We start from the raw sequence: 14,631 nt of genomic DNA, 5'->3' as shown, positions 1-14,631 counted from the left end.
CACGGCGTACGTGCAGGGCCAAACAGCATATCCCATCTCACCCGTACCCCGATATGCAAAGCCGCAGAGCGGGTTAGCCTCGTCGTACAGGCAAGCGTGTAACGGAAGTGGCGGACGACGTCCGGCCCAGGAGAGGTTGGCAGCGGCCATGAAGATCGCCCGTACGGCCCATTCCGACCAGCCGTGGCGGATCCACGAGTTCACCGGCGATTTTCGGACCGAGGACGTGTGGTCGTTCCACACCCCCGGCGCCGGACCGGACGACTTTCCCGTCATTCTCGCCGCGACGCGGACGGCCGGCGGATCCGCCAAAGAGCCCCGCATAGTCCGGTTCCTGTTCGCGGTGCGCTCGAAGCTCGGTGCCCTCCTCGGTTGGGACAAGCCCAAAACGAGCCTCGGCAAGCGCGTTCAGCCCCTGCATGACCGCCTGCCAGGCGATCTCCGTGAGACCGTCGACGGCTCCGACACCAGCGACGCCCCGTTCACCCCCGTGTACCTGCTCCACAACGAGTCTGTCCGCGAGCTGGCGAACAAGACCTGCCATGCCGTCATGCACCTGGGGTGGGTGCCGACCGGAGCCGGCGAATACGAACTGCGGATGGCGATCCTGGTCAAGCCCAACGGCCTGTTCGGACGGGTGTACATGGCTCTCATCGCACCGTTCCGCTACCTGATCGTCTACCCCGCGATCACCCGGCAGTGGGAGCGAGCCTGGCGGAACCGCGGGCTTCAGCCAACGCGATGATCCAACGCCAGGTGGTCGTACGCGAAGCCGTCGGGCGGCGGGCGGGTTGGCGTAGGGTCACTACGGTGAGATCAACTTCGACAATTTTCCGCCTCTTCGGGGCTTTTGGTGTAGCGGTGCTGCTCGGTCTGACCATGGGATGCGACGCGGGCAGCCCGACGCCGAACGCGGTGACGGTGCCCGTCCCGTCCACGACGCCTTCGGCGGAGCCAACGCCGTCCGCATCGGGCTCGGCGCTACCGACCGTCAACGGGCACCTCAAGCCGGACAACCATATTTACGAAACCAACGGCACCCAGAGCGTTGCCTTGTCGTTCGACGACGGCCCGGATCCGACCTGGACCCCACAGATCCTCGCGGTGCTGCGGGAATACCACGTGCACGCGGTCTTCTGCGAGATCGGCTTCCGTGTCAAGCAACATCCGGAGCTGACCAAGATGGTCGCCAAGGACGGCAACACGCTCTGTAACCACACCATGTGGCACAAGCCGGAGCTGGGCAAAAAACCGGCGCCACAGATCGTCAAGGACCTCGCCGACACCAACTGGCTGATCCAGCGGGCCAGCGGCGGCGTAAGGCCCGTGTATTTCCGGGCCCCGCAAGGCGATTTCACGGACCGTGAGGTGCAGGTCGCGGCCGGTCTCGGGCTCGCGTCACTGGGCTGGAAAGTCACGTCGTCGGACTGGCAGAAGCCGCTGATGACCCCGAAGAACATGCTGAACTGGGTGGACCGGACGATGCAGCCGGGCTGCATCATTCTGTTCCACGACGGCGGTTCGCCGGGCACCCACGCGCACACCGTGGCCGGCCTGAAACTCATCCTCGACGACATCATCAACAAGAAACACTGGACAGTCGTCACCCTTTAAGGCCCTGCCCTTCTGAGCAGAAATCGTCTCGCAGATCGCCCGCTACCGGCCCAGATCGGGCAAAAGCCGGTAGCGGGCCGGCTGCGCTGCGCATTCACAGCCGGTCTGGCAAGCGCGTACGAGCGTCCACACGGCATGATGAGTGCCGGTTCGCCCCTGGTAAGCGCTCGAGGAGGAGCTGTGCGGTTCGGAGTGACCAAGGTGCTGGATTCGATCGAACGCCAGCTCACCCTCGACCCGACGACGGCCCGTGCGGTCGTCGACCTGGCCTCGGTGGTCCGCTATTCGGCGCTCGACGGCGACACCAGCCGGCCCTTCAACCTGACCCGGCTGGGCCTCGTGATCGACTCGGTCGGCACCCACTTCAAGACCGGCATCGCGCGCGTGTACGCGGTGGTGGACCGCTCGATCCTGGGCGATCTGGAACTCACCTCGAACGAGAAGATGGTGATGCGCCGGTGGGCCGACGACGGCCTGCTGGAGGTCAGCGACGAGGCCGCCGGCCGGGTGCTGGAGATCGCCGAATACACCGGCCTGCCGGTCATCAGCCGCAACGACTTCAGCCCGTACGCACCCCAGCGGCCGTGGATCCACGGCACCTCGGGCAAGCTGCTGACGCCCGTGCCGGGGATGGGCGGTGCTGCTCTTATGGCGCGGCCGCCGCAGCATGGAGCGCCGCCGAACCCGCCCGTACCGGATGCCGCGACAGCGGCGATCCTGGCCCGCAACTGGCATTGCCCGGACCCGAACTGCGGCGCGTACGCGACCCCCCGGCCAGACCGCCAGCAGCCGCCGCCGCGCATCCAGCAGGGCCGCCCGTTCTGCCCGCGGCACAACCAGCCGCTCGCGGACGCCGGCCCGCGGCAGTACAGCGTGCCGATCACCGTACGGGTCAACGGCAGCGACCGGTTGGAGTTCGCGGTCACCTCGCAGGGACCGACAGCGGTCGGCCGGGCCCCTGAGGACGCCGTCGCGATCTCGCTGTCCGAGTTGCTGGACGACGAGGTGGTGTCCAGGATCAGCCGCAGCCACCTGCGCCTGGAGTTGGCCGCCGCGTCCCTCACCGTGACCGACACCAGCATGAACGGCACCAAGGTGCACCTGCACAGCGGCCCGGGCACCGAGACCGGGCAGATCCGGCTGCAGCGCGACGAGCGGCACACACTCGGCGAATGGGACGTGGTCGAGCTGCACCCAGGCGTCCAGCTGATCCGCAGCGACCGCCGCGAGTCCGCGCCAGTCGAGGAGGTCTCAGTGATGGCCGAGGCGCCCACCACGGTGATCCACCTGCGTTAGAGCTTTTTCTAGAAATGGTTGAGAAGTTGGGCCTGGCCGGCGGAACCGAGCGGATCCAGGTGGGTGGGATCGGCCCCGCTGGTGACCTCCAGATGTCCCATGCCCACCAACGACTCCGCGTCGCAGGCGCCGGCATAGAGCATCGCGAATCCGTTGACTTTCAGGCGCAGCCCGGGATCGCGGTCGGTACGCTCCAGATTTCCCTGCCCGTCGGCGATTTCCAGCCGCCACGAGCCGGCGTTCCACGGCGCCAGCCGGTCTTCCAACACGAAGTCGACACTCGCTCGTACGTGCGACGGCCACCCTCGGGTCCGCACCGCCGCGACCACGTCCACTGGCCGGTGCATCCACGGGTCGTATTCCGCCTCGCGGCTGCTTTCCAGCGGCAGAACCGCGGACACCGCGTCGAAGGCGAGCGGCCGCAGCCGCAGCACGCCGACGATCGATCGCCAGCTGCCCAGCACCCCGACCACCTCGCGAGCCGCTTCGGGGGTCAGCGCGAGCAGGTCCATAACGTCAAGTCGGGCCTGCGGGCCCCAGCCTTCGCCGCGCTGCCAGGTCGCATAGCCAACCAGTTTCTCGCCGTCCTCCACCAAACTCAGACCGTCCACCGTGGACGGCAGCGCCTGCGCGTTGGCGTAGCTGCTGTCGAAGAACGGCCCGCGCCGGGCCAGCATCCCGCAGCGTTTTCGGGCGATCTCCTCATAAAGCGCCAGCACGGCAGGCAGATCGTGATGAGTTCCTGGCCGGGTGCTCAATTTCGCTGACGGCTTGTACTGCGGGAGTGCGCTGGTCGGCAGGTCACGCGCTGGCATCGTGCCGACCACCTCCCAGCCGAAAGACCGGTAAGCCGCCGCGACCGAAGGAAAAAGCGCGCTTACCGCGGCGCCGCGCTCATGCGCTCCGCGCAACAGCCCGGAAAGCAGCGCCCGAGCCACCCCGCGACCGCGTGCCTCCGGGATCACCGCGACCCCGCCGACATCCGCCGACGCGACCAGCCGGCCGCCCCACCACTGCTCGTGATGCCGGTCCATGGCCTTGCCAATCTGCCGGCCCTGGCCGTCGAAAGCGCCGTAAATAGTGCGGCCCGGCATCACTTCCCGCAAGTCCGCGGGTGGGTCGCCACGGCCACCGAAGGCGAGCCGGCCCAGCTGCCACGACGCGGGCTGTTCGGCGACCGTCAACTCCCGGATCTCAAGATCATCGGACATTTCCCGAGCCTATCTCGATCTTCTCGACCGGCGATGCCGAATTTTCGGTACGGATAAAAGCCAGCACGACCGCGACGCAGCACCCGCCGGCGGCGGCCGCGAGACAGAACGCCGGCCGATAGCCGGCACTCGCCGCGATCAGGCCACCCACCGGGCCTGCCACCAGCACACCAAGATCCCAGAAAGAGGTCATGACGCCCATCGAAACGCCAGGCTGCCGGCCACGTACGCGATGCAGCGTCATGGCCGCGCAGGCCGGGTAGATCAGGCCCAGACCGACGCCGGCCAACGCCGTACCGGCCAGCGCGAGGACCGGGCCGCCGGCGAACGCGACGATGAGCAGCGCGACGACCTCCACCGAAACAGAGGCGGCGGCCACCCGTCGACCGCCGTACCGGTCCACCGCCGGGCTGCCCGCGAACCGGGTGGCCAGAAAGCTGCCCGCGAAGACGGTCAACGCGTACCCATCGACACCTATCCGGTCGGCCCGCAGGTGCAGCACCAGCAAGGCCGCGATGGTGCCATAGCCGTACGCGGCGAGGCCCAGCGCCAGGCCGGGCAGCGCGACTCCGGTCGGGACGATGTCACGCAACCTCGCCAGAGCGCGCGCTGACTGCTGCGTCCCGCGAGTGGTGAAGACCAGCACCATCGACAGGAAGGCGAGAGCGACGACGGCGTACCAGACCCTCGACAGGCCGCCGACGGCGAGCAGGGTCGCGAGCACCGGGCCGGCGGCGAGGCCACCCCACATCGACAGCCCGAACCAGCCGGCGATCCGGCCGCGGCGATCCGCCGGACTCGCGGCCAGCACCCAGGGCAGCGCGCCCGAGAACAGTGCCGCCTCTCCGGCCCCCATCACCAGCCTGGCCAGCAACAACATCGGCAGGTTCGGGGCCAGCAAGTGGCCGATGCCGCCGAGCGCGGTGAGCGCGCCACCGATCATCACCACCGGCCGCGACCGGCCGCTGTCGGCCAGCCAGCCGGCGAACGGCCGCCCGCAGGCGGTGGCCAGGAAGGCGATGCCCACGGCCGTACCGCTCGCGACCGCACCGCCACCAAACCGCGCCGGCACGTACGCCGGCAATGCCTGCAAGGTCGCGCCGAGCGCCAGATAGCCGCACAGCACGGCGAGCCAGAGCCGGCGGACCGGCGGAGTCGCGTTCATACCTGCGATAGTAACGACTGGTATTATCTCGTCAAGACGGCTTTGGAGGGAGCGACCATGCCGGTGAAAGCTGGCCAACCACTGGACCCCGCCGCCACTCGCGCCCGAATCCTGGCCGCCGCCGCGGACGTTTTCTACCGCCGCGGCATCCACGCGGTCGGCATCGCCGAGGTCGCCGAAGCGGCCGGCGCGTCGAAGCTGTCCATCTACAAGAACTTCGGGTCGAAGGCCGGCCTGGTCGAGGCCGTCCTTCGGGACCGGACGCAGCGGGTCCGCGGCTGGCACGAACGCAACGTCGAGGCCGCGCCAGCCGGCCGCGAGCGGGTGTTGGCCGTTTTCGACCTGGTCGCGAGCTGGTACGCCGAGGCCGGGTTCCGCGGCTGCGCGATGATCAACGCAGCCACCGAGGACCGCGGTTTCGACGGCCCGCCGAGCCAACTAGCTCGCGAACATCTCGGCTTCTACCGGGATCTTTTCCAACGGCTGCTGGAAGAAGCCGGCGTGGCCGATGGTCGTACGGTGGCCCGCCAGCTCGTCGTCGTACTGGAAGGGGCCACCGTCGTCAGCGCCGTCGACCGCGATCCAGGGCTCGGCGCGCAGGCTCGTACGATCGCCGGCGTCCTCGTCGACGCCGCCCTGCCAGTCGATGGCGGCGATCGCTAACGTCTGGACGTCCCGACGACTGTCACAGTTTCCCGCATCCGCTGAGTGAAGACCGTCAGGTCCTCTGAGGGCGTTGCCCTCTCGACAGGACCGGCTTCTGGATGTAACAGCGCTGTTATAGTTGTCTCATGCACGCTGGACTGGGGACGCGACTGCGGCGGCTGCTCGACCAGTTGGACGCGGACGTGGCGCGGGCCGGCGTCGAGTTGGGGCTGGTCGACTACCGGCCGCGGTTCTCCCCGGTCGTACGAGCACTGGTCGCCGACGGTCCACTGTCGATCCGAGAGTTGGCGGCCACGGTCGGGGTCACCCACTCGGCGGCCAGTCAGACCGTGGCGCAGATGGAACGAGCCGACCTCGTCACGCTGCGGGCCGGGCCGGACGCGCGGCAGCGGATCGTACGGCTGACACCGAAAACCCGCCGGATGCTGCCGGCCATCGAGGCGGAATGGACGGCCACCGCCGCCGCCATGTCCACATTGGACGAAGAGCTGCCCTATCCGCTGACCGGCGTGGTCGAGGCCGTTTTTCAGGCGCTGGAGCGGCGGCCTTTCCACGATCGCATCCTGGACGAGCTGAACCACTGAGAGGATTTCGTTGTCTCTGTTGGTAGACACGCGACCGTTGCGTGACTCGGCGGCATTTCGCCGGCTCTGGTGGGGCAGCGGGCTGTCCGCGATCGGCAGCCAGATGACCACTTTCGCGGTGGCTCTGCAGGTTTTCACCCTCACCCATTCATCGCTCGCGGTCGGCACGGTGGGCCTGGCGGCGGCCGTGCCGGCAATCACCGCGGGCCTGTTCGGCGGCCCGGTGATCGACGCCGTCGACCGGCACCGGCTCGTCCTGCTGACCAGCAGCGGCCTCGCGGTCGTGTCGGGGCTGTTCGCGGTGCAGGCGTACGCGAACCTCGAGCAACTTTGGCTTCTCTACGCGCTTGTCGCGCTACAAGGTCTGCTCGGTGCGGTGGACGGCCCAGCCCGGCGGACATTCCTGGCCCGGCTGTTGCCGGCAGACCGGGTGCCGGCCGGCGCCGCGTTGACGCTTTTCAGCGTGCACCTGAGCGTCACCGCCGGCCCGGCGCTGGCCGGCCTGCTGGCAGCGGGCTGGGGCCTGAAAGTGTGCTACCTGCTGGATGCTCTCAGTTTCGCCGCGGCTCTCTACAGCATCGCGCGGCTGCCCGCGATGCGACCGCAAGGCGGCGCGGCCCGACCAGGGCTCACTGCCGTACGCGACGGCCTCCGCTTCATTCTGGGCAACCGGATCCTGTCCGGGGCGTTGCTCGCGGACGTCTGCGCGACCACGCTCGGGATGCCTTTCGCGCTCTTCCCAGCCATCAACGCGGCGCGTTTTGGCGGTGGCGCGCAAACCCTGGGACTGCTGCCGGCCGCGGTGGCGGTTGGCGGCATCATCGGCTCGATGGTGTCCGGCCCTGTCGGCAAAATCCGGCGACCTGGCCGCGCGATGCTGCTCGCGGTTGCCGTCTGGGGCGCCGGCCTCGCCGGTTTTGGCCTGGTTCCTGGACTGTGGCCGGCACTCGCGATGCTCGTGCTGGCCGGCGCGGCCGACGCCATCAGCGTGATTTTCCGTACCAGCATGGTCCAACTGAACACTCCGGACCAGTTTCGCGGGCGTACCAGCGCGACCGAATACGTGGTCGGCGCGGCCTGCCCTTACTTGGGCAACTTCCGAGCCGGCGCGATCGGATCACTGATCTCGCCGGCCGTCAGCGCCACCGCCGGCGGACTCGCCGTCATCGCGAGCGCCGCCGTCATCGGGCTGGCGGTGCCGGGCTTCGCCCGCTATCGCGCCGACTAAGCTTTTTCGGCGATTTCGGCGAAACGCTCGTGCAGCCGGTCACGAATCTCGTCCGGGGTGTACGCCCGGCGACGCCGCTCGGCGCGGGCGATCACCACCCCGGTGGCCACCACACCGACGACACTCGCCAACCCGACAATCTTCCACCAGCGCATTTCCCTAAGCTAGCGCAATGGCGGAGACGACGATCGACCTGGCCAAAGCGTTGGAGCTGACGCGTACGGGCGACATCTGGGTGTTCCGCGGTCGCTCCAAGGCGGACCGAGCGATCCAGATGCTGACCAACAGCCCGGTGAACCACGTCGGCATGTCGGTGGTGATCGAGGATTTACCGCCGCTGATGTGGCACGCGGAGCTGGGCAAGTCCCTGCGGGACAGGTGGACCGGCAACCACCAGCGCGGGGTCCAGCTGCACGACGCGCGCGAGGCAGTGCTGACGTGGGCGCGCCGCTACGACCAACGGGCCTGGCTGCGGCAGCTGGATGGCGACCTGTCCCGCGAAAGCGAAGACGCCGTGCTGAAAACCATCGCCCGGCTGGACGGCACGCCCTTCCCGTCCACCGCACGGCTCGCCGGCCGCTGGTTCAAGGGCCGGGTGCCCAACCGCAAGGCCCGGGACGCCGAACGCAACGGGACGCTGGAAACGGCCTACTGCGCCGAAGTCGTCGCCGTCACGTACGAGGAAATGGGGCTGCTGCCGGCCGGCCGGCGGCCGAACTGGTACGACCCGGGGCGGTTCTGGAGCGGCGATGACCTGGAACTGAACGACGGCGCCTTGCTGGGCAACGAGATCTCAGTGGTGATCCCAACCGAAGATTGATCAACAACAAAAGCCGCCCTGATTCACGCCTTGTGAATCAGGGCGGCGATGCCGTCCAGGACCCGCTCCAGGCCGAAAGTGAAGTTGTAGTCCGGGTTGAACGCGGCCTGATGGGCGTCGCCGGCCGCGCTGCCCACCCGTACGGCCAGCGGGTAGCGGGTCGGGTCCATCACCTTGTCCAGCACCGGTTCGTGCGCCTCCCACCACTGCAGGTCGGTCAGGCCCGTACTTTGCTCGGCCTGCGCCGAATCCACCGCGCCGCGGGCGGCGCCTTGGACGTACCCGCTGATCAGCAGGATCACCGAATCCATCTGCACGTCGCTCAGGCCAATGCCCTCCACGGCCCACAGTTGGTGCTCGTACACGGCGATGGTGTGCGGCCCGAGCGGCGGCCGGCTGGTCGCGTTGACCTGTAACAGCCACGGATGCCGCCTATACAGCACCCACAGGTCGCGCGCGATCGCGCCCAGCCGGTCCCGCCAGCCAGCGTTTTCCCCGAAATCGGTGGACAACTCGGCCAACACACCGTCCACCATCAGGTCGATCAACTCACCTTTTCCCGGCACGTACGTGTAAAGCGACATCACCGAGACGCCGAGCTGCTCGGCCACCCTGCGCATGGCCAGCGCCGAGAGGCCCTCCGCGTCGGCGACCGCCACGGCGGCAGCGGTGATCTGCGCGATCGTGAGCCGCTGCTTGGGCCCGCGGGTGGGCCGCGGCGCAATGCCCCACATCAACTCCAGACTGCGCCGCGGATCGCCGCTGCCACCGTGTTCGATCGCCATTGTGCCTATTCTGCACCGCGTCTTAGCGGCTTAACCGCCGGTAGGCCAGCACCGAGAGCGGGAAGAAAATCGCGACCAGCACCACTGGCCAGCTGATCGCCATCGGCACCGCGTACGACGTGATCCACGAATCGGTGGCCGCACCCGGATTCCCGAACAGCGTTCGCGCCGCCGTCGCGGTGGACGACAACGGGTTCCACTCCGCCACCGCCGCCAGCCACGCCGGCATGGTGGCCGGCGCCACGAAAGCACTGGACAGGAATCCCAGCGGGAATTCCAGCGTCTGCACCGCCATCAATGCCTGCTGCGACCGGAAAATCAGTCCCAAGTAGATGCCGATCCACACCAGCGCGAACCGCAACAGCAGCAAAAGCCCGAAAGCTCCAAGCGCCGCGGCGAACCCGCCATGCCAGCGCCAGCCGATGAGGAGGCCACAGACCACCATCACGATCAGCCCGACGGCCGAATAGAGCATGTCGGCCATCGCCCGGCCGGCCACCATCGCCGAACCCGCCATCGGCATCGAGCGGAACCGGTCCATCACCCCGCGGTCGGCGTCGGTGGTCACCGAAGTGACCGTCTCGCCGATCCCGAAAAGCATGGTCATCACGAAAACCCCGGGCATCAGGAACTCCCGGTAGTCCCCGCCGCCCGGCACTTTCATCGCGCCACCCAGGAGAAACGCGAACATCAGCATGATCATGACGTTGAATGCCAAGCCAAAAGCCAATCGGCCGGGCTGGCGACCCCAGTGCGCGAGCGCCCGCTGGGTGATCACCCAACTGTCCAGCACCGCCGCCGTCATGCGACCACCGTCTCTTTCCCCGTCAACTGAAGGAAAACCTCGTCCAACGTGGGCCGCCGCAGCTGTACGTCCTGGACCGCGATCCCCTCTTTTTCGAAAGCCGTGAGCACGGTCGAGATGGCCGCCACCCGATCTCGTACCGGCGCCCCCACCCGCCGAATGTCCCGATCGACGATGGCCGGCTCGCCGGTGAGCAAGGACATCGTTCGTACCCCCCTGTCCAGGTCCGACGCGTCGTGCAGGATCACCTCGATCCGGTCCCCTCCGACCTTCGCCTTCAGCTGGTCAGGTGTCCCCTCAGCGATCACCCGGCCGGTGTCGAGCACCGAGATCCGGTCGGCCAGCTGATCGGCCTCATCCAAATACTGCGTGGTCAGCAGTACAGTCGTGCCGCCCGCCGCCAGGTCCCGTACGGCGGCCCACACCTCGGCCCGGCCGCGCGGATCGAGCCCGGTCGTCGGCTCGTCCAGAAACAGCACCGCCGGCGCCAGGATCATGCTGGCCGCGAGATCCAACCGCCTGCGCATGCCGCCGGAATACTTCGCCACCGGCCGGTCCGCCGCCTCCACCAACTCGAACCGCTCCAGCAACTCGCTCGTACGCGCCTTCGCCGCGCGCGTCCTCAGGTGGAACAGTCGGCCGAACATCACCAGGTTCTGCCGTCCGCTGAGCACCTCGTCAACTGCCGCATACTGCCCCACCAGCCCCATCCGAGCCCGCGCCCGGGCCGCCTGCCGGACCACGTCGAAGCCCGCCACCCGCACCGTTCCAGCGTCAAACCGCAGCAACGTAGCCAAAATCCGCACCACCGTCGTCTTGCCCGCGCCGTTCGGCCCGAGCAGGCCAAGCACCTCCCCCGCCGCCACACTCAGGTCGATCCCAGCCAGCACCTCCCGCTCCCCGTACTTCTTGCGCAGCCCCTCGATCAGAACGGCCTTCTGCTCTGCCATCTCCACCTCCATCAAACACCGTACAACATACGGAGTTCGATGGTAAACGGGTGCACCCCTCGCGAGGGTGACGTTTTGGAGTGACAAACTACGGCATTACGCCCGTCAAACGTCACCTTCGCGGAGTACCCGCATCGCGCGTGACTCGCCGGAGACGTGGCCGGTTGACCGGTGAATTTCCAGCGCACGCTGCGCATATTCGCTGGCGAGCTTGCGCTCGTCGCGGGCCAGGTGCAGCTCGGCGAGGACGGTGAGGGCGACACCTTCCAGCAGGGTGAATCCGCTGTCGGCGGCAATGACGAGGGCGTTCTCCGCCGATGACAGCGCCCGCTGCGACTCGTCCTGGACGCCGGCGAGGGCGATCAGCGCCTCGCATTCCTCCATCAGCACACCAATGTCCCTGGCCAGCCCGACGGCTCGCTGGCACTGGTCAACCGCCCGCGCCCGGTGGCCGAGCAATCCCGCCGCCACCCCCACCGCGGTACGCGCGGCGGCCTCGACCCGCCGGTCGGACCTGCTGTCGGTGACCAGGCTGAGCGCGATATTCGCGCATTCAAGGGCGTCCACGGCCTGGCCGGACGCACCCAGGATGGCCGCCAGGTAAGTACGAGCCAACGCCTGGTCGGCGGAATGGCCGATCCGACAGAAGATGTCCACGGCCTCACCACACAACTCCGCGGCTTCGTCCAGCCGGCCCTGAAGAAAGGCGACGACGCCCAGGCCGTCGAGGGCATAGCCCTCATTTCCAGATGCCTTGGCCTGTCGGGACAGGATGAGCGCTCGCCGGTTGTGTTCGGCCGCTTCTTCCAACCTGCCATCGAAAAACCGCAGCAGAGCGAGATTGACCAACGCGGTGGACTCCAAATAGGTCCAACCGCCTTCGTGCGCGAGGTCGAGTGCGCGTGACTGGTGGACGGCGGCCTGGTGCAGCCGGCCAAGATCCTCGTCGATCCATCCGAGGTTGGTGTGCACGGCGGCCTCGCCGAGTTTCCAGCCGGCCCGTTGATAAAGCTCGAGCGCCTCGGCGTAGTGCTGCACAGCCAGCGAATAATGGCTGAGGCACGCATGCGCTGTCGCCAGGTTGAACTGCGCGGCGCCGTAGCCGAGCACCTCACCATCACTGTGCGCCGCCGAAATAGCCGCGTGCGCGACAATCAGCCAGTCCACCACCTGCTGACATTTCTGTAGATGGCCACGCATAGCGTCCGCGAGCTGCCAAGCGGCCCGGGACGGCCCGTGCTCCTGCGCGTGCTGCACCGCCGACACCAGGTTGGTGTGCTCGGCGTCCAGCCACCCGCGCGCATCCGAATAGCCGGCGAATACGACCGGCCGCGCCGCTGCCCCGGGTTTGTCCAGCGGCAGCCGGATAATCTGCGAATAAAGCAGGTCCGATGCGGCCCGGGCGGTGTGCAGGTAATGGTCGAAGAGCCGGTTCAGCGCCGCCTCCCGGTCCCGACGCTCCACGTCGCGGTGCACCTTTTCGTTGGCATAGCGGCGAAGAAGGTCGTGGAAGGTGTAGCGGCCAGGCACGTGCTGGTGGATCAGGTGTGCGGTCGCGAGTCGTTCGAGCAGCCGGCGAGCGTCCGGTGCCTCGCAGTCGGCCAGCGCGGCCATCGACCTCGATGTCATGTCCGTGCCCGGCATCAGCCCCAGCAAACGGAAAACTCGCTGCTCGTCGGGAGCCAGCGAACCGTACGAAAGGTCGAATGCCGCTCGTACAGCCGACTGCTGATCACCCTCGACCTCCAGCGCGGCAATCACGTTTCCGTCGCGCAGGTCGGCGAGATAGTCGCCCACTCGCCAGTCATGGTGATTTGTCAGGTGTGCGGCCGCAATCCGCAGAGCCAGCGGCAAGTACGCGCAGGTGGCGGCCAACTGGGTGATCGCGAGCGGCTCGTCCGCGGCCCGGCCACCGAGCATTCGTTCCAGCAGCGCGACTGATTCCGGCACGGACAACACGTCAAGGGTGAGTCGCCGGGCGCCGTCCCGGGCGACCAGCCCGTCGAGGCGGTCGCGGCTGGTGACCACCACCAGACAACCGGCGCTGGCCGGCAGTAGCGGGCGAATCTGGTCCGCGGTGCAGGCGTTGTCCAGCAGCACCACCATCGCCCGGTCGGCCATCAACGTCCGGTAGACCGCGGTCGCCTCAGCCACATCCACCGGCACCTGCGACGGCGGGACGCCCAGCGCCCGCAGGAACTGGGAAAGCACCTGCTGCGACCGCAACGGCGGGCCGACACCGTATCCGTTGAGATTGGCGTAAAGCTGGCCGTCGGGGAACCGGTCCCGGATGCGGTGCGCCCATTGCACTGCCAGCGCGGTCTTGCCCACTCCCGCGGTGCCCGCGATCGCGGTGATCAAAACCGCCCGGCTGGCCGTGCCGTGAGTGTCCAGCAACTCGTCCAAACGGCGTAAATCTGTTTCCCGGCCGGTGAAATCCAGGACGGCCGGCGGCAGTTGCGCGGGCACCGCCGGGCGCTCGGGCGAGCTCGCCACTGTCAGGACCGGCTCAGTCCGGCGCTTCTGCTGCCGCGGCACCCGGACCAGCCGCTCGGAGGCCGGTTCCGGGGTCGCGTTCAGTGCCGGGTCGTTGCGCAGGATCTGCTGATGCAGCTCCCGCAGAGCCGGCCCGGGTTCGACTCCCAACTGGTCCACCAACTGGGCCCGCACCTGCCCGTACACAGCCAGCGCGTCGGCCTGCAGACCAGACCGGTAAAGCGCCAGCATCAGCAGCCCCCAGAGCTCTTCCCGGAGCGGATATCGCGGCGCGAGGCCACGGAGCAGGCCGATCAGGTCGCGGTGCTGGCCGAGGTCCAGGCGAGTACGCAGAAAATCAGTCCGTACGGCCATCCGACGTTCTCGCAACCGGACGCGCTCGACCTCGAAGCCGCCGCTGAGGGCGACCCCCTCGGCCGGATCACCGCGCCACAAAGCCAGTGCCTGCTGGAAAAGTCCGACCGCGGCCAGCCGATCCCCGCCGAGCAGGGCGGCATAACCCTGATCGGCCAGCGCGTCGAAGACCTGCAGGTCGAGTTCGCCGGGCAGCAGCTCGATCAGATAGCCACCGGATCGGGCCGTCAGCCGCGGAATCTGCTCATCCGCGGCGCCGAGCTGGCGGCGCAGGGCCGTCACGTGGGTACGCAGGTTGGCCACCGCGGATGCCGGCGGCGAGTCTCCCCAGACCGCGTCCACCAACCGGTCGGCTGTCACCACATTGCCGGCCCACAACAAAAGCGCGGCCAGCACCGAACGCTGGCGGGCCGCCCGTACCGGCACGACCGCGCCACCGGCCCGCACCTCCAGCGGACCGAGCACCCGGAACTCCATTCACCCACCTGCCACGAATCAGGTCCGTACTAGACGGACAAACGGCGTACAAAACCTACGGTGGGGAGGGGCCGGTCGGCGCAAATAGTCGCACGCAGCAGCGCCAAAAGGACATTCGTGGGCCGCATCTTCGCCTGATATCAACGAAGTAGCGGCAGCAAGGGGCCTAAAGGGCGAACG

General features: G+C 68.1%; 14 protein-coding genes. 7 read left to right on the top strand and 7 right to left on the bottom strand.

The features are described 5' to 3' along the window. The first annotated feature begins 148 nt into the window (after positions 1–148). The 3 genes from ABD301_RS12445 to ABD301_RS12435 all read left to right on the top strand — a co-directional run bounded on the left by ABD301_RS12445 (position 149) and on the right by ABD301_RS12435 (position 2,910). The gene (locus ABD301_RS12445) at positions 149–745 is read left to right on the top strand and encodes a DUF2867 domain-containing protein (protein WP_163573495.1); all 597 of its coding nucleotides are present in this window, start codon (positions 149–151) and stop codon (positions 743–745) included. 65 nt (positions 746–810) lie between these two features. Beyond that, on the top strand, positions 811–1,614 hold the full coding sequence (locus ABD301_RS12440) for a polysaccharide deacetylase family protein (RefSeq protein ID WP_344309972.1): 804 nt from the start codon (positions 811–813) through the stop codon (positions 1,612–1,614). A 180-nt stretch (positions 1,615–1,794) separates the two neighbouring features. Continuing rightward, positions 1,795–2,910, top strand: coding sequence for an FHA domain-containing protein (locus ABD301_RS12435; RefSeq protein WP_163573477.1), 1,116 nt, complete (start codon positions 1,795–1,797; stop codon positions 2,908–2,910). Positions 2,911–2,918: 8 nt separating this feature from the next. Here the strand turns inward: ABD301_RS12435 and ABD301_RS12430 are convergent, their stop codons facing one another. Then, positions 2,919–4,121, bottom strand: coding sequence for a GNAT family N-acetyltransferase (locus tag ABD301_RS12430; RefSeq protein ID WP_344309970.1), 1,203 nt, complete (start codon positions 4,119–4,121; stop codon positions 2,919–2,921). Then, the gene (locus ABD301_RS12425) at positions 4,111–5,286 is read right to left on the bottom strand and encodes an MFS transporter (protein ID WP_344309968.1); all 1,176 of its coding nucleotides are present in this window, start codon (positions 5,284–5,286) and stop codon (positions 4,111–4,113) included. The genes ABD301_RS12430 and ABD301_RS12425 overlap by 11 nt, the downstream gene beginning before the upstream one ends. Positions 5,287–5,343: 57 nt before the next feature. Between ABD301_RS12425 and ABD301_RS12420 the strand changes: the two genes are divergently transcribed. From ABD301_RS12420 to ABD301_RS12410, 3 genes are all read left to right on the top strand, one after another. Further along, positions 5,344–5,949: a TetR/AcrR family transcriptional regulator gene (locus tag ABD301_RS12420; protein ID WP_344309965.1), complete on the top strand. Its 606-nt coding sequence runs from the start codon at positions 5,344–5,346 to the stop codon at positions 5,947–5,949. A 128-nt stretch (positions 5,950–6,077) separates the two neighbouring features. Then, positions 6,078–6,536, top strand: coding sequence for a MarR family winged helix-turn-helix transcriptional regulator (locus tag ABD301_RS12415; RefSeq protein WP_163573473.1), 459 nt, complete (start codon positions 6,078–6,080; stop codon positions 6,534–6,536). A gap of 37 nt (positions 6,537–6,573) precedes the next feature. Then, entirely contained in the window at positions 6,574–7,764 is a 1,191-nt protein-coding gene (locus ABD301_RS12410) for an MFS transporter (protein WP_344309963.1), read from the top strand. Here ABD301_RS12410 and ABD301_RS12405 read toward each other — a convergent pair. Further along, positions 7,761–7,919: a hypothetical protein gene (locus ABD301_RS12405; protein WP_344310038.1), complete on the bottom strand. Its 159-nt coding sequence runs from the start codon at positions 7,917–7,919 to the stop codon at positions 7,761–7,763. The two genes, ABD301_RS12410 and ABD301_RS12405, sit on opposite strands and share 4 nt — an antisense overlap. Before the next feature lie 17 nt (positions 7,920–7,936). Between ABD301_RS12405 and ABD301_RS12400 the strand changes: the two genes are divergently transcribed. After that, entirely contained in the window at positions 7,937–8,584 is a 648-nt protein-coding gene (locus tag ABD301_RS12400) for a hypothetical protein (RefSeq protein WP_163573471.1), read from the top strand. Between the two features lie 23 nt (positions 8,585–8,607). Here the strand turns inward: ABD301_RS12400 and ABD301_RS12395 are convergent, their stop codons facing one another. The 4 genes from ABD301_RS12395 to ABD301_RS12380 all read right to left on the bottom strand — a co-directional run bounded on the left by ABD301_RS12395 (position 8,608) and on the right by ABD301_RS12380 (position 14,451). Continuing rightward, the gene (locus tag ABD301_RS12395; RefSeq protein ID WP_163573470.1) at positions 8,608–9,369 is read right to left on the bottom strand and encodes a TetR/AcrR family transcriptional regulator C-terminal domain-containing protein; all 762 of its coding nucleotides are present in this window, start codon (positions 9,367–9,369) and stop codon (positions 8,608–8,610) included. Positions 9,370–9,391: 22 nt separating this feature from the next. Next, a complete protein-coding gene (locus ABD301_RS12390) occupies positions 9,392–10,174 on the bottom strand; it encodes an ABC transporter permease (RefSeq protein WP_344309960.1) in 783 nt (260 codons plus the stop codon). Next, positions 10,171–11,124 carry an ATP-binding cassette domain-containing protein gene (locus tag ABD301_RS12385; protein ID WP_344309958.1) on the bottom strand — a complete coding sequence of 318 codons (954 nt, stop codon included), beginning with the start codon at positions 11,122–11,124 and terminating at the stop codon, positions 10,171–10,173. Before ABD301_RS12385 ends, ABD301_RS12390 begins: the two co-directional genes overlap by 4 nt. Positions 11,125–11,229: 105 nt before the next feature. Next, positions 11,230–14,451 carry an AfsR/SARP family transcriptional regulator gene (locus tag ABD301_RS12380; RefSeq protein WP_344309956.1) on the bottom strand — a complete coding sequence of 1,074 codons (3,222 nt, stop codon included), beginning with the start codon at positions 14,449–14,451 and terminating at the stop codon, positions 11,230–11,232. Positions 14,452–14,631: the final 180 nt, after the last annotated feature.

The organism is Fodinicola feengrottensis, from assembly GCF_039530045.1.
Lineage (GTDB): Bacteria > Actinomycetota > Actinomycetes > Mycobacteriales > HKI-0501 > Fodinicola > Fodinicola feengrottensis.
Note: the sequence above shows the minus strand (reverse complement) of the source record. Positions and strands in the feature narration are given on the sequence as shown.